Genomic DNA, 23,337 nt, shown 5'->3' on the forward strand with positions numbered 1-23,337 from the left:
TGTGTTAATGCGTCACGTGCAGTGCCAGGAACAGGATGGCACTGTCACGCAAACGCTTAGAGCCCGGAAAGGGTGCGTTGCAACGGCGAGATATTAAGCCCGCGCGCCACAAATCCGCAAATCCATTTCGGGGCAAGCTCCAGCACCTGACGAGCAGCGGATTCGGTGCTAAATTCAGCAAATACACAAGATCCGGTCCCGGTCAGGCGCGACGGCGCGTATTCTAGCAGCCAGGAAAGCAGCGCATCAACCTCGCGAAAACGTTTTCTTGCCACAGCTTCACAATCATTGTGAAAAGGATGCTGTAACAGTTCATCTAATGTGCGTATCGGTGAATTGCGCGTCAAGTCAGGATCGCGAAAGATATCCGGCGTGCCGATGCTAATACCAGGATGTGCCACCAGATACCATTTTTCTTCCGGTTCAGCAGGCTGAATCTGCTCGCCAACCCCTTCGGCAAAGGCGGCGTGCCCACGCACGAACACCGGAACATCAGCACCAAGCTGCACGCCAAGGGTGGCTAACTCATCCACGCTAAGCCCGGTTTGCCATAAATGGTTCAGCGCCACCAGCACGGTCGCGGCATCCGATGAACCGCCGCCCAGTCCGCCGCCCATCGGAAGACGTTTTTCCAGGGCTATCTCCGCACCCGCGTTTTCGGGCAGCGTACCGCGAACGACCGCGGCTTGCTGTAACATCCGCGCCGCCCGCACGATCAGGTTATCGTCATCGGCGACGCCCGCTAACGGCGTCAGCAGCGTAATCTTCCCACTGCTGTCAGGCGTGATCTCAAGCGTGTCGCCGTGATCAAGAAACTGAAACAGCGTTTGCAGATTGTGGTAGCCGTCAGCGCGACGGCCCGTAATGTAGAGAAACAGATTCAGTTTTGCCGGAGCAGGCCAGGTGGTGATCATTGCGTGGTCCAGCTATCCATGCGCAGTTTGATACGCTGACCACCTTCTGTCAGTTCCAGGTTGGCCGGCAGCGGTGGATTGACCTTGCTGTCATAATCAGAGATGTTCACTTTCCACTGCTGGCCATTACGGCTGTAATTCACACTCTGCAGCTGATAGCTGCTGTTGAGCTGATAATCCGTGGCATCACCCGGCAGACCCATCATCCACTGACGCAGATTCGCCAGCGGAATATCCATGCCGGTCAACTGTGAAATCATCTTCTCAGCGTCATTGCTCACGTAGCGCTTGCCTTTGTTATCGACGATTTGCACCACCGAACCCTGCGCATCCAGCTGCAATTCGGTACTGCCCAGCGGATTGGTTAACAACAGACGATAGCGATCGGCGGCGGTTTGCTGCCAGTTAAAGCGCACATAGACTTTTTGCTTATCGGAAAGATAGGCAAAAGCGCCACGCGTTTGATATTGGGTGATTTTCTCAACGGCTTGTTGATGCTGCTGCCATTGCGGTGAGGTGGTGCTGGGGCCAGGACCTTGTGGTTTGTTGATGCTACAAGCAGCCAGCAATACGCTGGCAAGGGGCAAAAGGCGCAACAGCTTGCGCGGGGGCAAATGCATCACGTGGTCGTCTCCTCAGACACGTTTTTACTTCGTAACCGATAACGCTAACCATCCAATACTACGCCGTCAATGCCGATGTAAGGATAATTGCGCACGATCAGTTTAATCTTATTACAGTCATAGCCTTTGTATGGCTTTTCTTGATCTGTGGCATCTTGTAGAATGCGCTTCACAAAGCCCTGACAAATATTGGGACATCCCAACCCGAATCACCATGACGCTGCTTGCTCTCGGAATCAACCACAAAACCGCACCTGTTGCGCTGCGCGAACGCGTTGCGTTTCTGCCAGACACGCTGGATCAGGCTCTGAATAGCCTGTTGTCCCAGCCGATGGTTCAAAGTGGTGTGGTGCTCTCAACCTGTAATCGTACTGAACTCTATCTCAGCGTAGAGCAGCAGACAGATTTGCAGGAGAGGTTGGTGCGCTGGTTGTGCGAGTATCACGATCTGCGTGAAGAGGATGTCCGAGCCAGCCTTTACTGGCATCAGGACAACGCCGCCGTCAGCCATCTGATGCGCGTTGCCAGCGGTCTGGATTCGCTGGTATTGGGCGAACCGCAAATTCTCGGCCAGGTTAAAAAGGCCCATGCTGATTCTTCGCGTGACCATGCTCTAAGCAGCGAGCTGGAGCGCATGTTCCAGAAGACCTTCTCCGTCGCTAAACGCGTGCGCACCGAAACTGAAATCGGTGCCAGCGCGGTCTCTGTCGCCTTCGCCGCCTGTTCTCTGGCGCGTCAAATCTTCGAATCACTCAGCACGGTCAACGTGTTGCTGGTGGGCGCCGGGGAAACCATCGAGTTAGTGGCGCGTCATCTGCGTGAACACAAAGTGCAGAAGTTGATGATTGCCAACCGCACCCGCGAGCGTGCGCAGCTGCTGGCCGATGAAGTGGGCGCAGAAGTGATTGGGTTGGGTGATATTGAAACCCGTCTGGCCGATGCGGATATCATTATTTCTTCTACTGCCAGCCCGCTGCCGATTATTGGCAAAGGCATGGTGGAGCGCGCCTTGAAAGCACGTCGCAACCAGCCGATGCTGCTGGTGGATATCGCCGTACCGCGTGATGTCGAACCTGAAGTGGGTAAGCTGGCGAACGCCTATTTGTACAGCGTCGATGATCTGCAAGCGATCATCGAGCAGAATTTGGCACAACGCAAAGCCGCTGCAGTCCAGGCCGAAAGCATAGTTGTGCAGGAAAGTGGCGAATTTATGGCATGGCTGCGTGCGCAAAGCGCGGGCGACACTATTCGCGAATATCGTTCACAGGCGGACGACGTGCGTGCCGAGTTGCAGGAGCGTGCGATTGCCGCGCTGCGTCAGGGCGCGGATGCCGAGAAAGTCTTGCAAGAGTTAGCGCACAAGCTGACCAACCGTCTGATTCATGCACCAACCAAATCACTGCAGCAGGCCGCGCGCGATGGCGACAACGAACGCCTGCAGATCTTACGTGACAGCCTCGGTTTAGAGTAATCTGGTCTGTCACGACCTATCACTGGGATACCCTCTATTACATGAAGAGCTCTATTGTTGCCAAGCTGGAAGCCCTCCAGGAACGCCACGAAGAAGTTGAAGCGTTGCTGGGCGATGCCGGCGTCATTGGCGATCAGGAACGTTTTCGCGCCTTATCACGCGAATATGCACAGTTGACCGATGTGACCCGTTGCTTCCGCGACTGGCAGCAGGTGCAGGAAGATATCGAAACAGCTGAAATGATGCTCGACGATCCTGAAATGCGTGAAATGGCTAACGAAGAGTTAAAAATTTCGCGTGAGAAGCGTGAAGTGCTGGAACAACAGCTTCAGGTGCTGCTGCTGCCAAAAGACCCTGATGATGAACGTTCTTGCTTTGTGGAAGTGCGCGCCGGAACCGGCGGAGATGAAGCGGCAATTTTCGCAGGCGATCTGTTCCGTATGTACAGCCGTTATGCCGAAGCACGCCGCTGGCAGGTCGAGATCATTAGCGCCAACGAAGGCGAGCACGGCGGCTACAAAGAAGTTATCGCCCGAATTAATGGTGAAGGCGCTTACGGTCGTTTGAAATTCGAATCCGGCGGTCATCGCGTTCAGCGCGTCCCGGAAACCGAATCTCAGGGCCGTATTCATACCTCTGCCTGCACCGTGGCGGTGATGCCAGAATTGCCGGAAGCAGAAATGCCGGAAATCAACGCGGGCGACCTGAAAATCGATACCTTCCGCTCCTCAGGTGCCGGTGGTCAGCACGTTAACACCACCGACTCAGCGATTCGTATTACCCACTTGCCCACCGGTATTGTGGTGGAGTGTCAGGACGAACGTTCCCAGCACAAAAACAAAGCCAAAGCGTTGGCGGTACTGGGTGCGCGTATTCATGCCGCCGAAACCGCCAAGCGTAATGCGGCAGAAGCCTCAACCCGTCGCAACCTGTTGGGCAGCGGCGACCGTTCGGACCGTAACCGCACTTACAACTTCCCGCAGGGTCGTGTTACCGATCATCGTATCAACCTGACGCTGTACCGCCTGGATGAAACCATGGAAGGGAAGCTGGATACGTTGATCGAGCCGATTGTGCAGGAGTATCAGGCCGATCAGCTGGCCGCGCTGGCTGGACAAGACTGATGATGATTCGCCACTGGCTCAAGCACGCAGTGGTCGCGCTCTGTGGCGGAGACAGCCCGAAACGGGATGCGGAGATTTTGCTGGGTTTTGTTACTGGAAAATCACGCAGCTGGCTGGTGGCGTTTGACGATCATGAACTCGACGCTACTCAGCTTGCCGAACTTGATGCGCTGCTGGCGCGTCGGGTGAAAGGCGAACCGATTGCGCATCTGGTGGGCGAGCGTGAGTTTTGGTCGCTGCCGTTGCGCGTCAATGATGCCACATTAATTCCGCGTCCGGATACCGAAGTGCTGGTGGAACAGGCGCTCTTACGTATTCCCGCAACACCGTCCTCCTTGCTCGATCTTGGCACCGGCACCGGTGCTATCGCATTAGCGCTGGCGAGTGAACGTCCTGACTGCCAGGTGTTGGGCTGCGACCGTATCCCAGCAGCCGTGGCGCTGGCGGAAGAGAATGCTCAGCGGTTGCACATCAGCAATGCGCGTTTCCAGCTCAGCCACTGGTTCGATGACATTCCCGCCCAGCGTTTCGATCTCATCGTCAGCAATCCTCCTTATATCGACGCCGCCGATGAGCATCTGCAGCAGGGCGATGTACGCTTTGAACCGCTTAGCGCACTGGTGGCCGACGAGGCGGGGCTGGCTGATTTGCGTTTGATTATTCACCGTGCCCCACATTGGTTGCAGTCTGGCGGCTGGCTGTTACTGGAGCACGGCTGGCAACAAGATGAAGCTGTGCGCGAGATCATGACGCAGCACGGCTATCAGCAGGTCAGCAGCATTAACGATTATGGCGGCAATCCGCGCGTCACACTTGGGCAATTTTTTTGATTTAAGGAAGCACCATGGCAAGCTGGTATCCGCTGATTAAACATTTTCACCTGCTGACGGTTGCCCTGACTATCAGTCTGTTTTTACTGCGCTTTTACTGGCTAACCACCGGTTCGGCAATGCTGCAGCGCCGCTGGGTTCGCATTGCGCCGCATATTAATGACACCTTTTTATTGCTCAGTGGCGTATTGCTGGTGGTGATTACGCACTTTTATCCGTTCTCACCGCAAGGAAGCTGGCTGACGGAGAAGCTGTTAGGGGTTATTATCTACATCGCCTTAGGTTCCGTGGCATTGAGCCGTCGCCCACGCAAGATGGGGACACGTTGGATCGCTTGTCTGATTGCAATCGTAGCACTGCTGTTTGTGATTAAGCTGGCGATGACCAAAATGCCGTTATTGGGGATAGTATGACCTCGCCAGAGCTAGTTGATTACAGTGAAACACCGTTGAGTGAAGCGGTGATTGGCGCAACCTGCGCCATACGCAATGATTTTTCTGCGCCATCCGTTCAGCAACAGCTGGCGGCATTAGTTGAAGAAGCACGGGAATACGTCAGCAGCGAACAGGATGCCGACTTGCAACTGGGCAAGCTGCTTGAATTGTTTTATCGCCAGTGGGGCTTTGGTGGCGCCAGCGGCGTCTACAATTTGTCCGATGCGCTGTGGATCGATAAAGTGCTGAAGAGCCGACAGGGCACCGCCGTATCGCTGGGGGTGATTCTGTTACACATTGCCGACGAGCTGGAGCTGCCGCTGATCCCGGTGATTTTCCCCACCCAGTTGATTCTGCGTGCTGACTGGCTGGACGGTGAAATGTGGTTGATCAACCCTTTCAACGGCGAAACGCTGGATACACATACGCTGGAAGTGTGGCTGAAGGGCAATATCAGCCCGACCGCGAAGCTCTACAATGATGATCTGGATGAAGCCAAAACCATCAACGTGATGCGTAAAATGCTGGATACGTTGAAAGCGGCACTGATGGAAGAGAAGCAGATGGAACTGGCGTTAAACGTCAGCCAGGTACTGCTGCAGATTGATCCCGATGACCCGTATGAAATCCGCGATCGGGGGTTAATCTACGCTCAGCTTGAGTGTGAACATATCGCGCTGACCGATTTGACCTACTTCGTTGAACAGTGTCCAGAAGATCCGGTCAGCGAAATGATTAAAGTGCAGATTCACGCAATTGAACAGAAACAGGTGACGCTGCACTAAGCGTCATCTCGACAATAAGGAAAGGGCATGACTCAGAAAGTAGTAAATATCGGCGATATCAAGGTCGCAAACGATCTGCCATTTGTTCTCTTTGGTGGCATGAACGTGCTGGAATCGCGCGACCTCGCCATGCGTATTTGCGAACACTATGTAAAAGTGACCGACAAACTCGGTATCCCTTACGTGTTCAAAGCCTCTTTTGACAAAGCTAACCGCTCTTCCATCAAATCCTACCGTGGTCCGGGTCTGGAAGAGGGCATGAAGATTTTCCAGGAGCTGAAACAGGCGTTCGGCGTGAAAATCATCACTGATGTGCATGAAGCTTCACAGGCGCAGCCGGTGGCGGATGTCGTTGATGTGATTCAGCTGCCTGCGTTCCTGGCGCGTCAGACCGATCTGGTGGAAGCGATGGCGAAAACCGGTGCAGTCATCAACGTTAAGAAACCGCAGTTCGTTAGCCCAGGCCAGATGGGTAACATTGTCGATAAATTCGCGGAAGGCGGTAACGACAAAGTAATCCTGTGCGACCGTGGCAGCAATTTCGGTTACGACAACCTGGTTGTCGATATGCTGGGCTTCAACGTGATGAAGAAGGTCACCAACAACAGCCCGGTGATCTTCGACGTGACCCACGCACTGCAGACGCGCGATCCGTTCGGCGCGGCTTCAGGTGGACGTCGCGCGCAGGTAGCTGAACTGGCTCGTGCGGGTATGGCGGTGGGTATCGCCGGTCTGTTTATTGAAGCGCACCCTGAGCCGAACAGCGCGAAATGCGACGGCCCATCCGCGCTGCCGCTGGATAAGCTGGAGCCATTCCTGGTGCAGATGAAAGCGATTGATGATCTGGTCAAGAGTTTCCCGGAACTGGATACCAGCAACTAATTGCGTTATCCAGATGTAAGAAAGGCGCCGATGGGCGCCTTTTTTTTGCTTTGAATCTGAGCGTCAGACGCTACAGCATAATTGTCAGTAAATAGCCGGCAAACAGTGCCAGATGCGCGGCGCCGTTCAGCACATTGGTACGCCCGGTTGAGAACGAAATATGGCACAGAATCAGCGCGGCACTCATGATCACCATATGTGGTGGCTCAAGACCAAATATCAGCTGCTGACCGGTCAGGGTGGCGATAATGCTCACCGCTGGTACCGTCAGGGAGATGGTGGCTAATACCGAACCAAAGAACAGGTTCATCGCACGCTGTACCTGGTTCATTAACACCGCTTTGATGGCCCCTAACCCTTCCGGCGACAGAATCAGCAACGCCACCAGGAAACCGGTGAACTGCTCAGGTGCATTCAGTTCCGTCAGCAGATGCTCCAGCGTGTTGGCGTTCATCTTGGTCACGCTGATCACCGCGATCAGATGAATGATCAACCATACCGTGTGCCACAGTGAGCTATGCGCAGAAGGCTTACCATGATGCGGATCGCCATCGTCACCGTCATCCTCATGCTCATAAACAAACAGGCTCTGGTGCGTTTTGGTCTGAATCAGCAGGAACACGCCGTACATGGCAGCGGAGATCGCGGCAATGATCAACGCCTGAGCCGTGGTGAAGTTACCGCCTGGCAGCGCATTCGGGAACACCAGCACCAGAATCGCCAGCGGGAAGATGGCAATCATGTACTGCTTAACGCCCGCCAGATTGACATATTGGGTGGCGAATTTGCGTCCGCCGAGCAGCAGCGCAAAGCCCACCAGACCGCCGGTCACAATCATGATGATGGAGTAGAGCGTGTCACGCATTAGCGCAGGTGCCGCATCGCCGGTGGCCATCAAGGCGGAGATCAAACTGACCTCCAGAATAACCACAGACAGGCTCAAAATCAGCGAGCCATAGGGTTCACCCAGGCGGTGTGCCAGCACGTCAGCATGACGCACCACGCTGAAAGCACTACAAAGGATGGCGGCCAGCGCCAGCAGGTTGATGCCGATAATCGGCAATAATGCCGTCTGACCGCCAAAGAAGCTCAGCACCGTCAGCGCGACAATCGGGAAAATCAGTGAGTACTCGGTATGTCGGGTTTTCTCATGTGTAGCCATTCACCATCCTCTCCGGCAAAAAGAACAAAACAGGCGATCAGTGCCTGATAAATATAATGACTTTTCTGACGCAGCGCAGTGTAACTTTTCAACAGTTGTGTTTCAGGCTTTTTACGCGACTTTACTTAATCAGGTTTTTTATTCTAATCCATCAAAAGAAGTAATTATCTACTAATAACATAGACTATTCATTTTGTTATGAATCGATAAAAGTAATTTTAGGATAAAATAATACCTGTTTTAATCTTATTTCAATACGGTTTATCGGAGTTTTATGAATTTAAAAAACCTTGTGTAACTAAAGTATATGTTTGCCATTTCATTGCTTTCTTCGTCATCACTCTGTTCAAGTTATCTGCCAGTCAGCCGATGCTATTTACAAAGAATTTCCCCTTTGTGATCGGGGTCAATCTTGAAACTTTTGTTAAAAATGCATTAATGTCTTCTCTTAAGTCGACGCAACGCGTGTTGCCTGTAAGACATCATCTTTGAGGAGCCGAACCGACAGGATGTCAGCGCAGTAGAGGAGGTCGCATTGTTAACCCGGGAATTTCTGTTAAAAGCGGATTGTAAAACATCATTTGGCGATATTGACGAAGCGCTGCTGTGGAGCTGTGAAAAGCGTGCCGCGTCACTCGCTGCCACACTGGCTTGTCGCCCTGACCAAAGCCCCGTGTGGATTTTCGGCTATGGCTCCCTGATGTGGAACCCGGTTTTTGAGGCGGAAGAAGTGGCTTCCGGACGACTCGAAGGCTGGCATCGTGCTTTCTGTCTGCGTCTGACCGCTGGCAGAGGAACGGTATCGACGCCCGGTCGTATGCTGGCGCTAAAAGAAGGCGGTGCAACCAGCGGTCTGGCTTTCCGTTTACCCGAAGCGCGGTTGCATGACGAGCTGGAGCTGCTGTGGAAGCGCGAGATGATCACCGGCTGTTATCTGCCAACCTGGTGCGAACTGGAACTGGAAGATGCTCGCAAAGTGACGGCGTTGGTATTCATCATGGATCCGCGTCACCCGCTGTATGAAGCAGACTCCTGTCGCAGCACCATCGCACCGTTGATTGCCCAGGCCAGCGGACCATTGGGTACCAATGCCCAGTATCTCTACTCCCTCGAACAGGAGTTGGGTAAACGCGGCATGCAGGAAGATGCGTTGACGCGTCTGGCCGCTGAAGTGAGGGCGCTGCAGCAGTCTGCAGCGCGTTAACTACTGTTTAACCGGATTAATCAGCCAGGTTCCGGGTTTGTCAATGGTCAGTGATTGGCTCATTACCTGGCTGCCATTTTGCACTTCAATTCGATAACTCCCCGCCGCCAGATTGAGTGAAGCAAAGCCGCTGCTGGTGGGTTTCACGTCCTTCGCTTCGCCGTTAAGCAGCACTTTCTCTCCCTCCTGCAAGCGCAGATAGACGGTTGCCATACCTGGCGCGCTGGCTGCTGCGCTCTGACTCGCTACCGGCGCTGACGCAGAAGGTGTCGCGGCGATCGAAGCGGTTTCACTGTGGCGATTCGTTTTCCACACCACCACCACCACGGCCAGAATGGCAATGGCAGCGGCGGCGACCAGACCAGGCGAAAGGCGACGCACGTTGCGTGGCGTGACAGGTTCAATCGCCGCCGCTGCATGATTCACCGCCATTACCTGTGGTTCAGGCACCGGAGCGGCGACGGGTTCAGGCGCTGGAGCTGGAGCTTCAACCGCCACCGGGAAGGTGGTGACCAGTGCTTCAACATCGCTCACCGGCAAATCAATCAGGCTGGCAAACGCATCAATGCTTTGTGGGCGATCGCCGGGTTTCATTGCCAGCGCACAGTCGATGGCATGCAGTAGCGGCAGGGAATAGCCTGCTGGCTTGCGTTCAACCAGTGGCTGATAGTTATCCTCGATGCAGCGCACCACGCTAACCGGAGGCGCATGGCCGGTAATCAGATTGTGCAGCACCGCGCCAAGCGCATAGATATCGGTCCACGGACCTTGCTCAACTTCACCCTCTTCGCTGTATTGCTCAATCGGGGCAAAGCCAGGCTTCAGCATGATCTCGGTTTCATCGGAGAGATTGCCGATCTCCTTCCGCGCTGAGCCAAAATCGAGTAACACCGGCAGCTGATTTTCCTGGATTTGGATGTTATCCAGCGAAATATCACGGTGCAGATAACCGGCGGTATGGATGGTATTAATTGCGCCAAACAGCGGCGGTAACAGCCGACGAATCCAGGACTCATCGATACTGTCCGGGCTGGTGACCTGCCACTCTTTCAATGTCATCCCGCTGTAGTAGAGCGTGCCCATATAGGCGGTGCCATTCTCTTCCCAGAAGCGCAACACGTGCAGCAGGCCGGGATGATTAAAACGTGCGAGCAAACGGGCTTCCTGAATGAAGCTGTTACGTCCGGCGTTGAACAGTTTCTGGAAGCGCTCGCCACGCAACTCCAGCGACAGGTCAGCGGCACGCACCGCCAGTGAAACCGGCATGTACTCTTTGATGGCGATGGTGCGTTCCAGTTGATGGTCCCAGGCACGGTAAACAATGCCAAAGCCGCCGCCGCCAATCACTTCCTTGATTTCAAATTCATTAAACCGGTAACCCGCAGGCAGGGCATTCGGTGTGTGGTTTTCGTTTGCCGACATAGTGAACTCTCTGAACACGTCCTGTAGCGCCTGCCAGTCTGTTGACGTCAGGCGACGACCGCTAATTAATTAATGTTACGCCAGGCACCAATCGCCGGATCGGCAAGATCCGCATGCAGGGTGTCAATCAGTAACACAGTCACTTTTTGCTGTGGCATAAACTGCGACGACCAAACGCCGCGTAAGGTTTCAACCCGACTCTTCACCGTGTCACTGTCTTGACCTGCTGTCTTATCCATTTTAATCAGCAGATTGCCGGTGAAGCGCCACACATGTTGCTGGCTATCGAACGGCAGCACTAACCAACTCTCTTCGGCGTCCGGACGCGTCACGATCATGCGCTGTTTGTTCACCGCCACCACTTCCAGTGCCGGGCCGCTGAGCTTGAGGTTGGCAATGGGGTAGCCCTGATAGAAATTCACCGCCAGCGAGCGGGTTTTGTCACCACTCATCAGCGTTAATTCACTCGGGCCTTCAAGCCAGCCATCCGTGGAGCAGTGCTGCTGCGGGTTATCCGGAATAAATAGCGAGTCGCCGTTTTCGTCCCAGGAGGTGCGGAAATGACAACCCGCTGGTAGGGTAAAGTGCTGCAATGGGGTGCTGTCTGCCGGGCGTGAGAGATCCAGCGGGGCGGCATTGCTGGCACTGGCACTGGCGGTCGCATCGTTAATCACGATGGGTCGCCAGTTCTGTAATTTTGCTGCGCTGCCGTTGGCCAGCACGCTGCCGTCTTTATTGGTCATCTGCCACGGGATTTCATCCAGCGTGCCGCATTGATTCGCCAGCAGCGTGCCAACGCGCGGCAGGAAGCTGGTCAGAATGCTGGAATCAGTGCTTTTGCCGGAAACAATACGCAACGGCAAGGTCTCTTTGCACCAGTCGTTGGGTGAATTGCTGGCCACATTATCGATGTAGACTTCAAGCGACAGACTCGGCGAATAGACCACACGATAATCATCAGCTTGCGCATTTAGAGCCAGCAACAGGGTCGCTAAGCCCGGCAACCACACTTTCATAAGGGTCCTTGGGATCAATAACGTGTCGGCAGAAAACGTGCCGCATCAGCCTGGGAATAAAGCAGCGTCGCTTCCTGCGGTTCGCCAATCCAGATGGCCAGAGCGCTGAGATTGTCGCTTTTTACACTGCGGTTAACGGCTTGTTCCATCAAAGTCAGCCACTCTTCGCAGGCATTGACCATGCGCAGGGCTTGTTCCATCTCGTGAGTGGTCAGATTGAGCCAGAACCCGTCGGTGCAGACGAGAAACGCATCGCCATCCGTCAATGAAATCACTTCACTAAAGGTGGCTGGACGTGCAGGCTCAACGCCGAGCGCATTATAGAGTAAATTACTGTTAATTCCGGTATTTTCATAGCCTGCTTCGCGCAGTTGCTGGGCCAGACTATGGTCACGCGTCACTTGACTCAACACCCCATGACGGAAGTGATAAACCCGGCTGTCACCAGCATGCGCCCACCATGCGCGCTGTGTCTCGCGGTCAATAAACAGCGCGGCCAGCGTGGTGCTCATGCGAGCATATTTCGGATTTTTTCCCTGCTCCTCAAGCAACACCTGCTGGCAGTGCTCAATCGCTGCACGAGTGCTCTCGGGCGTGAACGTCGGGCTGTTGTGTAACTGGGTCAGCAGCGTATCCCGCACGATTTGCGCCGCTTTGTCACCGCCAGGCAAACCGGCCACGCCATCGCAAACCAGAAAGCAGGCTTTGTGCTCATCCAGCTCGGCTCCGGTGCGATCCTGGTTTTCATCGCGCATTCCCTGCTGGCAACGGCTGGCAAACATCATTTTCATGCGTCTTCGGTCCGAGTCTGGGAATCTTTATATTGATTCACTTCCATGTCATACGCATGCAGGAACGCTTCACCAAACAGGGTATGGAAGTCATCTTCAATTTCACCGGCAGTGCGCTGGTAGTGGCGTGAAAAGTAATCCCACAAGGCCGCTTTACGCCCGCCGTTAAACGGTAGCTTAGGCAACACGCCATCTTTACGTGCTTCCTCTTCCAGCCGTTGCGGATTGAAGGATTGCAGCATCGCCGCGATGATCGCGCGTATGCCAGCGATCATACCCAGCTGATGCGCCTGCAAATCCACCAGTGCATCGCGCACTGCCGCTTCTGGCGGCATAAAACCGGGCATCTGGCTCTGATAAATCTGCATCAATACCGTCTTACCCGAAGGCAAAATTTTAAACGGATTGTTGGCCTCATTGAGGATCATCGTCATATCGGCTTTCACGCCGCGCTTGAGGATCGAACGGGAAGAGAGCAGGGCAACAGTGCCTTGCGAGAACAGGCTCAGCATGCGGCCGGTCACGCGCATCTGCTCTTCGGTGATCGTCGTGTGATGGCCATTGTTCAATCCCATGCCCTCCAGCAGCGCGGCCAGCAGCTTGTCCTGATCGGCATGCGGCAACGTGGCGGGAGCCGAAGGGGCATCACTTTGTGGATCAATACCCAGGCGTGGGTCAGTCAGGCGCTCCGGACGCGCCGCAGTGGGTTCCGGCACCCTGTCGAATGCCTGCTGCATACCGAGAGGATCGGCAGCGCTGTCTGCGAAGAACGTGAGCGGGTCATCCTGGTGGGTGCTCTGGCAGGCCGGATCGCGCACCTCAAGGCCATAATCGCCGATTTGCAGTGCATCACCATGCTGTAATTGCACTTGTGAACCGCGCTGTAGCGCCACGCCGTTCAATACCACCGAGGTCACGCTGCCCTGATTGGTCAGGCGGCATTCACCTTCCGGGGAGATATGCACCAGCGCCTGCAAGCGTGAAATGGCGCGCGATTCGTCAGGCAGAACCAGATCGTTATCCTGACTGCGGCCAATGGTTCCCCCAGGTGGTTTAAAAGCAACCGTCTTTGCTGGCACATCCGTATTGCACTGCACAATGGTAAATTGCATGAGTCATCCTGTTAACAAGGAAAACGCTGCGGCTCATTCAAACATGGGTGGATAGAGGCCGTTGCGTCCCGGCTGTGCACCTGCCGCCGGGTTAAACAGTAACGCAAAAAGTTGCGCGGTGAGCGGCCCACTGTGTTTGTGTGTGGCGTGGGCAAAACCGTCACTGCGATTACTCCACCAGTAGCTAATATGCTGCTGGGGATCAAATTTATCCGCCACTTCACGCCAGCTCAGCGTGCAGGGCAGATCATCAAAACCAATCACATCCATAATATCGCTGCGCTGATTATCCGGGACCATCAGCGGCGTGACGCGTTGCATCTGCTGCTCCAGCGCATCCGGGTTCAGCCGGTCACGCACGCCGCGCAGTAGCAGCGTCCCCAACTCCTGAAACCAGTCGCCCGACATGGCCAGCTGAGCGCTGTGCCAGTGGCTGAGCGGAAAACTTCGCAAAGCCAGCAGCGGCCAGCTGCGCCCCACGCGATCGCACGAAGGCAGCAGGCAGCCCATCTGCACCTGCTGACGTAGCGGCGACAGCGGCAGAACAAAATTCCAGACAGGTGCGCGCAGAAACAGCTGAGTGGAGGCATCGGGTTGCTGATGCCAGTGCATGAGCCCCTGTTGAAACCAATGGCTCCAGGGCGTCACGGTATTCTCACTCAGGCGCTGGCGCAGGAAATCGCCGGTGGCCGGTAATTTGCCGTACCAACCCGGCGCGGTGTGCGTCGCCATGGTTACCTCACCATTACTCACTGTGTCCGGTCAATCGCTGCGAAACCCGCTGTGGTGCAATCGCCAGCGAACTGCCATTCGCACCGGCAATTTTCAGATTTTCTGCAAGCTTGCGCATCATTAGTGCGTTATCTCGCGCATAAGGCGACGACTGAATCTGCTGATCCAGAAGCTGGCTAAGATGCCAGTCAAGCTGCTGCAAATCCCGGGCGCTGACATCATCTGGCAGATTGCGTTGAAGATTCTGCATCAGCCAGGCGCGCAGGAATTCGCCGTCATAATTGCGCGGTTGATACAACATCTGATAGGCACGCAGCGCATTGCGGCTGTATTCATTGTCGTTACCGGGGTCATCACGCAGCAAATTGGTGATTTGCTGGGCCACGCGCGGTAACAGTAGAGACTTAAGCGCATTTTGATAAAGCACCCATGCCGCATCGCTTACCTGGTTGCCACGATAGAGACCCACGCGCATGCTAAGCGGTGGATTGTCGAGGGAAAAGCGCTCCGACAACGGCAGCTTCACCAGGTTATTTAAGAAGGGTAGCAGATCAAAGATATTATCGGCTGGCTGATGAATCACCTGCTGACTCTGACGAGTCATTGGCTCAATACGCTCGGCAACCTGGTTAAGATATTGCTGGTTCTGGACATAGCTGGCCAGCCATAAACCGGAGAGCAAAAGCAATGCGCCAGTGAGCGCACCGTAGCCAATCCAGTGGAACAGGCGGTTGCGGTACTCCCAATGGCGGTTACTGCCCGCTAAGCCACTTTCGCGGAACACCAGATCGCTAAGCAGGTCGCGGATAAAGAAACTCTGGCCTTTATTGCCGGGGATGGGGTTATTACGGGTGACGCTATCCCAGGTGGCGAGGCTACTTTCACCGGTATGTGGCAATTGAAGCTTACGGTTGAGTTCGCCCATGATGCGATCAAACGGTAAGCCTTCCTGAGTCCCGCTGGTAAAGAATAAGCCGCGCGCTGACCAGGCAATCTCATCCTCATGGCGCGAGAACACCACATCCAGGTACTCATTCAGCAACGGCCTTAACGAGCTGAACTCCTGTGGGAACAGGAAACAGTCAGCACGCAGGGTGAGATCGCGTTCATTCGCCATCACCGTGGGCAGTTGCTGCTGCAGGCGCTGTTCCAAACGCTGATATTGCTGGCTAAAACTGTTATGCCAGTCATCTTTGTGCGGTTTACCCGGTTCCCAGGGGAAGGTGAATCCCCAGATGGCGTCGCGCTGCGGTTTGCTCAGGCCTTCGTTAAAGCTTAAAAACCCTTTCAGCAGATCGGTCTTGGTCACCATCACATACACCGGGAAATGGATACCAGTTTGCTGGTGTAACTCCTGCATGCGGCTACGTAACGCGCTGGCCTGTGCGTGACGTGCTTCCGCGGAATCGGTGAGCAGATCGGCAACGCTAATGGTCATGATCACGCCGTTGATCGGCTGGCGGGTGCGATAGCGTTTCAGCAGGTTAATAAAACTCTGCCACTCGGCGCCGTCGCGTGCACGCTGGCTCTCCTGCAGGGCATATCGCCCTGCGGTATCGATCAACACCGCGCTGTCGGTAAACCACCAGTCGCAGTGACGCGTACCGCCGACGCCGCGAATCGCCGCTTTGCCAAGGCTATCGGTCAGTGGAAACTCCAGTCCGGCATTGAGCAGGGCGGTGGTTTTGCCCGCGCCGGGCGCCCCAATCATCACATACCAGGGCAGCTGGTAGAGATAGTGGCTCTGAAAGCGGGCCAGCCAGTTCTGTTGATGACGTCGACCAAACTGTGTGCGTTTCAGGCGCAGCGCTGCTTCACTGAAGCGCTGAGCCAGCAGCGTATCAGTGGCCTGACGATCGGACAGCTCTTCGTGACTCATCTCCTGCAAACGGTTGAGGAGTTTACTGTTAAACCAGCCGCGCCAGATCGCCGGGATAAACTGGAACAGCACCCAGCAGAAGAACAGCAAACCGACCAGCAGTTGACGAGGAAACACCGGCTCAAGGGGGCGGGTGTCTCCCCAACTCCACAGCGGGCCGAGCATCCACAGCACACAGCTTAAGGCAGTGACACCAATCAGGCTCCACAGCAGGCGGTGGGTTAACAGATGTTGCAGCGATGCGCGCATCACTCACCTCCTGGATGATTGCCAAGGGTTTCCGGTGCGGCAAACAGGGTGATCTCCACACGGCGGTTGCGCGCGCGGTTTTCATTGCTGTCATTTGGCAGCAGCGGATTACTGTCGCCGCGGCCTTCCGCTTTCACACTGTGCCCTTCCGCCAGTTGCGGGTTTAGCAACTGGGTCACGGCGCGTGCGCGCGCAAAGGAAAATTCATAGCTTGAGGCAAAACGCCCATCCACCGGGCTGTTATCGGTATACACCGACACCAGTACCGTGCCTTTAACGGTTTTCATGGCGCTGGCAACGTGCGCCAGCAGCGCGCGACCAACCTGATTGACCACGGTACCGTCAGGGGAGAAGAGTTTATCGGCAGGAATGATCACTTTACTGCCAAAGGCGCCATCGCTGACTTCAAGTTGACCGGCGGCGATCACATCATTCAAACGCTGATGCAAATCCAGCAATGCCTGCGGTGAGGTAGGGCGACGGCCGGGCATAATTTGTGGCAGCGGTGTTTGATAGATGGCGCGCAGCAGCGGCTCGGCCGCATTGCCCAGCCGCCAGTTCAGGCCGCTGTAAATCAGACAGGCAATCAGGGCCGCTAACATCGCACAGGCCCATAGCGGCACCATCGGACGGGTTAAGCGACTGACCAGGGGATGCACTTCCACCAGCGGCACAGCCGGGTTCGTGGTCGACGGGCGCGTTTCCTGGATCAGTTGAGCGAGACGTTTACGAATCCCTTCACACTGTGCACGGCCAGCATCGCTGCCGCGATAACGTCCTTCATAGCCCAGCAACAGACAGTAATGAATCAGCTCCAGCAACCACAGGTGTTGCTGCGGGCTTTGCGAGACGCGGGAAAGTAGCTGAAACACTTTTTCGCCGCCCCAGCTTTCATTATGGAAAGTGACCAGCATGCCGTTCCCTGACCACACACCGCGCGTACCCCATGGAGTTTGTGCGGCGGCTTCATCCAGTACGCTGCATAAGCAGTAGCGCGCACCAATGATCATCTCAAACGGCAAACCGGCTTGCTTGCAGCGATGTTCGAATTGGCGGATCTCTTCAATGAGTAACTGGCGTAAACCGGCGGGATCGTCATGCGTAGCAGCCTGCCGTATACGGACAACGGCATTCAATATCGGTGCTGCGGCATTAAGCAAAAGGTTATCGTTGCCCGCGACAATGCCATCGCGGACAACAGAATCCTGGGTCATTAAATATCTTTTTTCCTGGCAATGGCGCTAGGGAGCGTCCACAGAGTGCGACCTTGCTGTGGACAATCTGCGCCATATTGCATTATCAGTCTAGGATCCAGGTCGCGGTATCGTTGGTGCGGCAAGCCTTGCTGGCTCCGCCAACGGCCACGCAGACCTGTTTAGTACGGCGGGGACGTGGACGGTCGCTACGCAGGGTGGCGTCATAACGGCTACTTTCAACCCCGGCTTTCGGCGGGATGTAACCAATCAGCTGTCCATTGGGTTCATCGGCAACGGCTAACCAACTGTGTTCGACACGTCCTAGGACTTCAAAGGGTTTAGCGTTATCGAGATAACGAACGACCTTGCCGCCATAATCTGGCGTGGTCATCACCGACGCCGCATACAGTGCGCGGAAACTCTCATTAACCGGCGTGAATTCGCCTGGCGCTGCCACCGCATGACGGTGAACCAGCTTGACGCCATTTACCTCACTGGTGACCAGGGTGTCATCAGTCATCGGCGGTGGTGGCGCTTTACAACCCGCCAATGTCAATACTGCCAGCAGAGTGAGCAACAGACTCTTATTCACCATGAACCTCAAATTTCATCAGATTAGCTGCAGATTAATATGTGGCACACGCATTTAAGGCGGGCAGAGTATGCAGCGGGAAAGCCATCAAAAAACAGTCAGATTACAGAAAGATAGTACTGTGCTCAGTCTACCTAAGACTTTTGAGAATTCAATCCATTGCATAGCGAGAAAACCCGTGCTAACGGGCGAAAACAGCGCATAGCAGGGGGATAAAAAACCTGTGCCTTTAGTGATAGATAAGCTGAATTTACTTATTTAGCCGTGTAAGTGTGTGACGCAGGCGATAAAGCCGAAGTGCCGTAGAAAGATGCCTTGTCATTGGTAAGTCTTATTAATCTTTCCTTAAGGTTAAAAAAAGATTGCGCGAGTAAACAATTTTCTTACTTTCGGAATTTCCGCGCACATTTCCGCCAGCTTTAAAGTCAGTCCGGCACGGCTTTTGCTTAAAGTCGTTATGTCTATTTTGCTCAAGAGAACCTTATGAGCCGGGCTTTAGAATATTTGCGCGCCAGCCGCGCCAGCGAAATTGCCAGCCTGCGACGACTTCTGCGCACAGGCGAACAGATTCTCATCATCAGTGAGTTAATTCACGTGCTACAACGTGAGCGCGGTGCCAGCAACATTTGGATCTGTTCCGCAGGACGGTTGTTTGGCGATGAGCTGGATGCGCGCGCACTTGAGGTAGAGCAGCGACAGGAAAATGCCCTTATGGTCCTGCCGGAAGCGGTGGCGCAGCCGGGTTACAGCCGTTTCTGTATGCTAATTGCCGCAGCGCTGCAGTCGTTAGAGAGCCTGCCATCGTTACGCCAGCAAATACGGGCGGGGCAGTGCAGCCATGCAGAGGCGATGGAGGGCTTTAATCACATTATCCGCACCTTACTTAATCTGGTCTTCGAAGCCACCGATACGGCCAGTGAGCCGGAGATTTCCCGCGCGCTGATTGCGCTCTTTAGCTTTATGCAGGGTAAGGAGTTGGCGGGGCAGGAGCGCGCTACCGGTTCAGCCGGGTTTGCTGCCGGGGAGTTTACCGCGGAACAGCGCCAGCGGATTCAAATGTTGATCGCTGCTCAGGAGAAAAGCTTCGCGACCTTCAGTCAGTTCGCGGATGCGCAAAATCAGCAGCGATGGCTAGTGATGGCGGATGCGGATAGCCAGATTGAGCGTCTGAGGCGTATTGCCTGCACCGGCGCGCAGTGCGGTGAGAATGGCGTGCTGCAGTGGTTCACGCTGCTGAGCCAACGTCTCGATCAGATGAAACAGATTGAAGATGAACTCTGCAGCACATTAATGGCGTGTTGCCAGCGCGCCATTGCGGCGAGTGAACAAGCTGAACCGCAGCACCTGACGATCAATGAGGACGCGAGTTTCTCATTGTATGTCGCTGGCGCCAGCTGGCTGGGTGAGCAGGAAACCACACTGGACAGTAACGGTCTCGCCCCCCAACTCGGCCGCTCTGTGCTGTCACTGATTCGCGAGCAGGCGCAACGCTTACAGGCACAGGCGGATGAACTAGCCACCATGCGTGCTTCTCTGGATGAGCGAAAAGTCATCGACCAGGCCAAAGGATGGCTAATGCAGCAGCATGGTTTTAGCGAGCAGGAAGCGTGGCAAGCGCTGCGCAAAAGTGCCATGAATCAGAACAAACGCATGCTGGATATTGCTCAGGCGATCCTCGCTGTAGCGGCCACGCTGAAGCCATAACCCGAAGGAGGTAGTTGCACAAAGCTTGTGCGTATTATGCGTCCTGGCAGTGCAAAGCGGAGTCAGATTCACGGCTCAATGGTGCGCTAATATTGATTTTGCAGTAAAAAATTTTCTGGCACAGGCTTTGCAATATTCCACTGACATTGCGCATTTGTTTCGCCAACGGCGGTGAAGCGAGTGCTTTGGATAAAGGCGTCCGACCCCATGTTTTTACGACATGCGGGAGGACGCCTTTTTTTATTTCTTTTTTTCAGGAAGCGCATGATGAGTAAAACGCGGTTTTCAGTCTCACGTCGTCAGTTCCTGCTGGGTAGCGCGGTGGTAGGAAGCAGTTATTTACTGCCGGGCTTACGCAATGCGGTATGGGCTGCCGGTTCAGATGCGCCCGAAAAAAGCAGCGTGCGCGTGGGCTTTATTCCACTCACTGACTGCGCTCCGGTGGTGATGGCTTCTGTAAAAGGTTTTGATAAGAAGTACGGTCTGACGCTACAGCCGAGTAAAGAAGCCAGTTGGGCGGCGGTGCGCGACAAACTCACAGCCGGAGAGCTGGATGCGGCACACGCGCTGTATGGCATGATCTACGGCTTACAGCTGGGCGTAGCAGGGCCACAACACGACATGGCTAACCTGATGACGTTGAATAACAACGGTCAGGCCATCACGCTCGCCAATCAACTAAAAGAGCAGAAGGTCACTGATGCCACCAGCTTGCAAAAGCTGATCGCCAGCCAGGCGAAAGGCACGTTCACCTTCGCGCACACCTTCCCGACCAGCACCCACGCCATGTGGCTCTATTACTGGCTGGCAAACGCCGGTATCGATCCGTTTGAGGATGTGCGCACCGTGGTGGTGCCGCCGCCGCAGATGGTGATGAACATGAAGATGGGCAACATGAGCGGCTTCTGCGTGGGCGAGCCATGGAATCAGCGCGGCATCAGCGACAACATCGGTTTTACCGCCACCACCACGCAGCAAATCTGGCCCGATCATCCGGAAAAAATCCTCGCCACTCGCGCGCAATGGGTGCAAGAGAACCCCAACACCGCGCGCGCTATGACCGCAGCGGTGCTGGAAGCCGCACGCTGGATCGATGCTTCTGATGAAAATCGCAAAGAGACCGCCGCCGTATTAGCCGGGCGCGCATGGATCAATACCAAAGTTGAAACCTTAGAAGGGCGCATGCTCGGCCAGTACGAAAACGGTCTCGGCCAGCAATGGCAGGACGCGCACGCCATGCGCTTCTTCCATGATGGCGAAGTGAGCTATCCGTGGATCTCCGACGGCATGTGGTTCCTGACGCAGATGAAGCGCTGGGGCATGGTGAAGACCGCTCCTGATTACGCCGCCGTTACCCGTCAAATCAACCGTATCGACATCTATAAACAAGCCGCCAGCGCAGTGGGAGGCGTCTCCGTGCCGTCCAGTGAAATGCGCAGCAGCACGCTTATTGACGGCAAAGTGTGGGACGGCAGCAACCCCGCCGCTTATGCCGACAGCTTTGCCATTAAACGCAGTTAAGTGAGGTCAGCATGAAATCTGAAGCCCGCACGCTAAAACCCGCGGCGCCTGTCGTCGCTCAACCGGCGCAGGTGATTGCGCTTAAGGTGCCACAGAAACCGCGCGCTCGTCAGCGCTGGCTGCAGCCGCTGCTACAACGACTGATCCCGGCGAGTTGCGGTGTGATTTTGCTGCTGTTTGTCTGGCAGCTGGCATCAATGTCGAGCAATGGCTTTCCAACGCCGTTTGCCACCTGGCAGGCAGCCATCACGCTGTTCGCTGATCCTTTCTACAACAATGGGCCAAACGACCAGGGTATTGGCTGGAACATCGTCGCCTCGCTGCAACGCGTGGCGGTGGGTTTTGGGCTGGCAGCGCTGGTGGGCGTCCCAGCCGGTTTCCTGATTGGCCGCTTCACCTTTGTGGCACGCATGTTCAACCCAATCATCGCGCTGCTGCGTCCGGTCAGCCCGCTGGCGTGGTTGCCGATTGGTCTGCTGCTGTTTCAGCGTGCCGAACCCGCTTCAAGCTGGACCATTTTCATCTGCTCGATCTGGCCGATGGTGATCAACACCGCCGAGGGCGTGCAGCGCATCCCGCAGGATTACCTCAACGTCGCCCGCGTGCTGCAACTCAACGAATGGACGGTGATGCGCCGCATCCTGTTCCCGGCGGTATTGCCCGCCGTGCTCACCGGGATGCGCCTGTCGATGGGCATCGCCTGGCTGGTGATCGTCGCCGCCGAGATGCTGACCGGTGGTCTCGGGATTGGCTTCTGGATCTGGAACGAGTGGAACAACCTCAATGTGGAAAACATTCTGATCGCCATCGTAGTGATCGGCGTGATTGGGCTGTTGCTGGAGCAGGCACTGATGCTGCTGGCACGTCGTTTTAGCTGGGATAAATAAGGGGCCGATGATGAATCCGATTATTCGCGTACAGCAGGTGAGTCAACGTTTTAACACTGCCAGCGGTGAATTTCTGGCACTCGATAACGTTAGCTTCGATATCCACGCGGGTGAAACATTGAGCCTGATTGGCCACTCCGGCTGCGGTAAATCCACTTTGCTCAACCTGATCGCCGGCTTAACTCAACCGAGCAGCGGCGTGTTGCTGTGTGAGAACCGCGAAATCAGCGGCCCCGGCCCCGAGCGTGCGGTGGTATTTCAGAACCATTCGCTGCTGCCATGGCTCACCGCCTATCAGAACGTTGAGCTGGCGGTGCAGCAGGTGTTTAAAGGGCAGATGAACAAGCGCGAGATGAGCGAGTGGATCGAACACAACCTCAATCGTGTGCAGATGAGCCACGCCATGCACAAGCGCCCCTCGGAAATCTCCGGCGGCATGAAGCAGCGCGTCGGTATTGCGCGTGCGCTGGCGATGAAACCGCGCGTGCTGCTGTTGGATGAGCCATTCGGCGCGCTCGACGCCTTAACGCGTGCCCACTTGCAAGACAGCGTGATGCGCATCCAGCAGGAGCTGAAAACCACCATTGTGCTGATCACTCATGACGTGGATGAAGCGGTATTGCTGTCGGACCGCGTGCTGATGATGACCAACGGCCCGGCGGCGCAGGTGGGCGAGATCCTTGCTATCGATCTGCCGCGCCCGCGTTCACGCGTGGCGCTGGCCGATGAGCCGCGCTATCACCAGCTACGCCAGCAGATCCTACATTTCCTCTACGAAAAACAGACGGCAGTGGCGTAAGGAGCGGG

At 55.3% G+C, this 23,337-nt stretch carries 22 protein-coding genes; 11 read left to right on the top strand and 11 right to left on the bottom strand.

Annotation, left to right across the window (positions count from 1 at the left end):
* Positions 1-56: 56 nt before the first annotated feature.
* The gene (gene ispE, locus FD737_RS04400; protein ID WP_160832807.1) at positions 57-914 is read right to left on the bottom strand and encodes a 4-(cytidine 5'-diphospho)-2-C-methyl-D-erythritol kinase; all 858 of its coding nucleotides are present in this window, start codon (positions 912-914) and stop codon (positions 57-59) included.
* Complete coding sequence (gene lolB / locus FD737_RS04405; protein ID WP_160832840.1) at positions 911-1,534, bottom strand: lipoprotein insertase outer membrane protein LolB; 624 nt, start codon at positions 1,532-1,534, stop codon at positions 911-913. Before lolB ends, ispE begins: the two co-directional genes overlap by 4 nt.
* A 217-nt stretch (positions 1,535-1,751) precedes the next feature.
* On the opposite strand from lolB, the gene hemA reads away from it, so the two are divergent.
* From hemA to kdsA, 6 genes are read left to right on the top strand one after another with little or no spacing between them, the layout of a single operon-like run.
* On the top strand, positions 1,752-3,008 hold the full coding sequence (hemA, locus tag FD737_RS04410; protein ID WP_160832808.1) for a glutamyl-tRNA reductase: 1,257 nt from the start codon (positions 1,752-1,754) through the stop codon (positions 3,006-3,008).
* A gap of 41 nt (positions 3,009-3,049) precedes the next feature.
* The gene (gene prfA / locus FD737_RS04415; protein WP_034824272.1) at positions 3,050-4,132 is read left to right on the top strand and encodes a peptide chain release factor 1; all 1,083 of its coding nucleotides are present in this window, start codon (positions 3,050-3,052) and stop codon (positions 4,130-4,132) included.
* Entirely contained in the window at positions 4,132-4,962 is an 831-nt protein-coding gene (gene prmC / locus FD737_RS04420) for a peptide chain release factor N(5)-glutamine methyltransferase (RefSeq protein ID WP_160832809.1), read from the top strand. The genes prfA and prmC overlap by 1 nt, the downstream gene beginning before the upstream one ends.
* A 14-nt stretch (positions 4,963-4,976) precedes the next feature.
* A complete protein-coding gene (locus FD737_RS04425; RefSeq protein ID WP_097116831.1) occupies positions 4,977-5,375 on the top strand; it encodes a SirB2 family protein in 399 nt (132 codons plus the stop codon).
* Positions 5,372-6,181 carry an invasion regulator SirB1 gene (gene sirB1, locus FD737_RS04430; protein WP_034824266.1) on the top strand — a complete coding sequence of 270 codons (810 nt, stop codon included), beginning with the start codon at positions 5,372-5,374 and terminating at the stop codon, positions 6,179-6,181. Before FD737_RS04425 ends, sirB1 begins: the two co-directional genes overlap by 4 nt.
* Before the next feature lie 27 nt (positions 6,182-6,208).
* Positions 6,209-7,063: a 3-deoxy-8-phosphooctulonate synthase gene (kdsA, locus tag FD737_RS04435; protein ID WP_034824264.1), complete on the top strand. Its 855-nt coding sequence runs from the start codon at positions 6,209-6,211 to the stop codon at positions 7,061-7,063.
* Positions 7,064-7,133: 70 nt separating this feature from the next.
* On the opposite strand, the gene chaA is transcribed toward kdsA, so the two are convergent.
* Entirely contained in the window at positions 7,134-8,225 is a 1,092-nt protein-coding gene (chaA, locus tag FD737_RS04440; RefSeq protein WP_160832810.1) for a sodium-potassium/proton antiporter ChaA, read from the bottom strand.
* 535 nt (positions 8,226-8,760) lie between these two features.
* Between chaA and FD737_RS04445 the strand changes: the two genes are divergently transcribed.
* Entirely contained in the window at positions 8,761-9,429 is a 669-nt protein-coding gene (locus tag FD737_RS04445; protein WP_176505715.1) for a gamma-glutamylcyclotransferase, read from the top strand.
* Here FD737_RS04445 and FD737_RS04450 read toward each other — a convergent pair whose 3' ends face one another.
* The 8 genes from FD737_RS04450 to FD737_RS04485 form a co-directional block, all read right to left on the bottom strand.
* Positions 9,430-10,851, bottom strand: a complete 1,422-nt coding sequence (locus FD737_RS04450; protein WP_160832811.1) for a serine/threonine-protein kinase — start codon at positions 10,849-10,851, stop codon at positions 9,430-9,432.
* Positions 10,852-10,916: 65 nt separating this feature from the next.
* Positions 10,917-11,867: a hypothetical protein gene (locus FD737_RS04455; RefSeq protein ID WP_034824256.1), complete on the bottom strand. Its 951-nt coding sequence runs from the start codon at positions 11,865-11,867 to the stop codon at positions 10,917-10,919.
* Between the two features lie 14 nt (positions 11,868-11,881).
* On the bottom strand, positions 11,882-12,658 hold the full coding sequence (locus FD737_RS04460; protein WP_160832812.1) for a PP2C family serine/threonine-protein phosphatase: 777 nt from the start codon (positions 12,656-12,658) through the stop codon (positions 11,882-11,884).
* The gene (gene tagH, locus FD737_RS04465) at positions 12,655-13,770 is read right to left on the bottom strand and encodes a type VI secretion system-associated FHA domain protein TagH (protein ID WP_160832813.1); all 1,116 of its coding nucleotides are present in this window, start codon (positions 13,768-13,770) and stop codon (positions 12,655-12,657) included. The genes FD737_RS04460 and tagH overlap by 4 nt, the downstream gene beginning before the upstream one ends.
* A gap of 33 nt (positions 13,771-13,803) precedes the next feature.
* Positions 13,804-14,502 (bottom strand): type VI secretion system-associated protein TagF, encoded by a 699-nt coding sequence (tagF, locus tag FD737_RS04470; RefSeq protein ID WP_034828605.1) that lies wholly within the window; start codon positions 14,500-14,502, stop codon positions 13,804-13,806.
* Between the two features lie 13 nt (positions 14,503-14,515).
* The gene (gene tssM / locus FD737_RS04475; RefSeq protein WP_034828607.1) at positions 14,516-16,630 is read right to left on the bottom strand and encodes a type VI secretion system membrane subunit TssM; all 2,115 of its coding nucleotides are present in this window, start codon (positions 16,628-16,630) and stop codon (positions 14,516-14,518) included.
* Positions 16,630-17,844, bottom strand: a complete 1,215-nt coding sequence (gene icmH / locus FD737_RS04480) for a type IVB secretion system protein IcmH/DotU (RefSeq protein ID WP_058960205.1) — start codon at positions 17,842-17,844, stop codon at positions 16,630-16,632. The genes tssM and icmH overlap by 1 nt, the downstream gene beginning before the upstream one ends.
* Before the next feature lie 85 nt (positions 17,845-17,929).
* On the bottom strand, positions 17,930-18,421 hold the full coding sequence (locus FD737_RS04485; protein ID WP_176505716.1) for an SH3 domain-containing protein: 492 nt from the start codon (positions 18,419-18,421) through the stop codon (positions 17,930-17,932).
* Between the two features lie 480 nt (positions 18,422-18,901).
* Here FD737_RS04485 and FD737_RS04490 point away from each other — a divergent pair, with 480 nt between their 5' ends.
* The 4 genes from FD737_RS04490 to FD737_RS04505 all read left to right on the top strand — a co-directional run bounded on the left by FD737_RS04490 (position 18,902) and on the right by FD737_RS04505 (position 23,329).
* Positions 18,902-20,122, top strand: a complete 1,221-nt coding sequence (locus FD737_RS04490; protein WP_160832814.1) for a nitrate regulatory protein — start codon at positions 18,902-18,904, stop codon at positions 20,120-20,122.
* A gap of 267 nt (positions 20,123-20,389) precedes the next feature.
* Positions 20,390-21,643, top strand: coding sequence for a CmpA/NrtA family ABC transporter substrate-binding protein (locus FD737_RS04495; protein ID WP_160832841.1), 1,254 nt, complete (start codon positions 20,390-20,392; stop codon positions 21,641-21,643).
* Between the two features lie 11 nt (positions 21,644-21,654).
* Complete coding sequence (ntrB, locus tag FD737_RS04500) at positions 21,655-22,530, top strand: nitrate ABC transporter permease (protein ID WP_160832815.1); 876 nt, start codon at positions 21,655-21,657, stop codon at positions 22,528-22,530.
* Positions 22,531-22,540: 10 nt separating this feature from the next.
* A complete protein-coding gene (locus FD737_RS04505) occupies positions 22,541-23,329 on the top strand; it encodes an ABC transporter ATP-binding protein (protein ID WP_097116841.1) in 789 nt (262 codons plus the stop codon).
* Positions 23,330-23,337 lie beyond the last annotated feature (8 nt).

The sequence above is a fragment of the Pantoea sp. Seng genome, assembly GCF_009829935.1.
Taxonomy (GTDB): domain Bacteria; phylum Pseudomonadota; class Gammaproteobacteria; order Enterobacterales; family Enterobacteriaceae; genus Pantoea; species Pantoea communis.

What these genes read in the sequence shown, in the direction of transcription:
- ispE (WP_160832807.1), bottom strand. Translation starts at nt 914, where the DNA reads ATGATCACCACCTGGCCTGCTCCGGCAAAACTGAATCTGTTTCTCTAC.
- lolB (WP_160832840.1), bottom strand. Translation starts at nt 1,534, where the DNA reads ATGCATTTGCCCCCGCGCAAGCTGTTGCGCCTTTTGCCCCTTGCCAGC.
- hemA (WP_160832808.1), top strand. Translation starts at nt 1,752, where the DNA reads ATGACGCTGCTTGCTCTCGGAATCAACCACAAAACCGCACCTGTTGCG.
- prfA (WP_034824272.1), top strand. Translation starts at nt 3,050, where the DNA reads ATGAAGAGCTCTATTGTTGCCAAGCTGGAAGCCCTCCAGGAACGCCAC.
- prmC (WP_160832809.1), top strand. Translation starts at nt 4,132, where the DNA reads ATGATGATTCGCCACTGGCTCAAGCACGCAGTGGTCGCGCTCTGTGGC.
- FD737_RS04425 (WP_097116831.1), top strand. Translation starts at nt 4,977, where the DNA reads ATGGCAAGCTGGTATCCGCTGATTAAACATTTTCACCTGCTGACGGTT.
- sirB1 (WP_034824266.1), top strand. Translation starts at nt 5,372, where the DNA reads ATGACCTCGCCAGAGCTAGTTGATTACAGTGAAACACCGTTGAGTGAA.
- kdsA (WP_034824264.1), top strand. Translation starts at nt 6,209, where the DNA reads ATGACTCAGAAAGTAGTAAATATCGGCGATATCAAGGTCGCAAACGAT.
- chaA (WP_160832810.1), bottom strand. Translation starts at nt 8,225, where the DNA reads ATGGCTACACATGAGAAAACCCGACATACCGAGTACTCACTGATTTTC.
- FD737_RS04450 (WP_160832811.1), bottom strand. Translation starts at nt 10,851, where the DNA reads ATGTCGGCAAACGAAAACCACACACCGAATGCCCTGCCTGCGGGTTAC.
- FD737_RS04455 (WP_034824256.1), bottom strand. Translation starts at nt 11,867, where the DNA reads ATGAAAGTGTGGTTGCCGGGCTTAGCGACCCTGTTGCTGGCTCTAAAT.
- FD737_RS04460 (WP_160832812.1), bottom strand. Translation starts at nt 12,658, where the DNA reads ATGAAAATGATGTTTGCCAGCCGTTGCCAGCAGGGAATGCGCGATGAA.
- tagH (WP_160832813.1), bottom strand. Translation starts at nt 13,770, where the DNA reads ATGCAATTTACCATTGTGCAGTGCAATACGGATGTGCCAGCAAAGACG.
- tagF (WP_034828605.1), bottom strand. Translation starts at nt 14,502, where the DNA reads ATGGCGACGCACACCGCGCCGGGTTGGTACGGCAAATTACCGGCCACC.
- tssM (WP_034828607.1), bottom strand. Translation starts at nt 16,630, where the DNA reads ATGCGCGCATCGCTGCAACATCTGTTAACCCACCGCCTGCTGTGGAGC.
- icmH (WP_058960205.1), bottom strand. Translation starts at nt 17,844, where the DNA reads ATGACCCAGGATTCTGTTGTCCGCGATGGCATTGTCGCGGGCAACGAT.
- FD737_RS04485 (WP_176505716.1), bottom strand. Translation starts at nt 18,421, where the DNA reads ATGGTGAATAAGAGTCTGTTGCTCACTCTGCTGGCAGTATTGACATTG.
- FD737_RS04490 (WP_160832814.1), top strand. Translation starts at nt 18,902, where the DNA reads ATGAGCCGGGCTTTAGAATATTTGCGCGCCAGCCGCGCCAGCGAAATT.
- FD737_RS04495 (WP_160832841.1), top strand. Translation starts at nt 20,390, where the DNA reads ATGAGTAAAACGCGGTTTTCAGTCTCACGTCGTCAGTTCCTGCTGGGT.
- ntrB (WP_160832815.1), top strand. Translation starts at nt 21,655, where the DNA reads ATGAAATCTGAAGCCCGCACGCTAAAACCCGCGGCGCCTGTCGTCGCT.
- FD737_RS04505 (WP_097116841.1), top strand. Translation starts at nt 22,541, where the DNA reads ATGAATCCGATTATTCGCGTACAGCAGGTGAGTCAACGTTTTAACACT.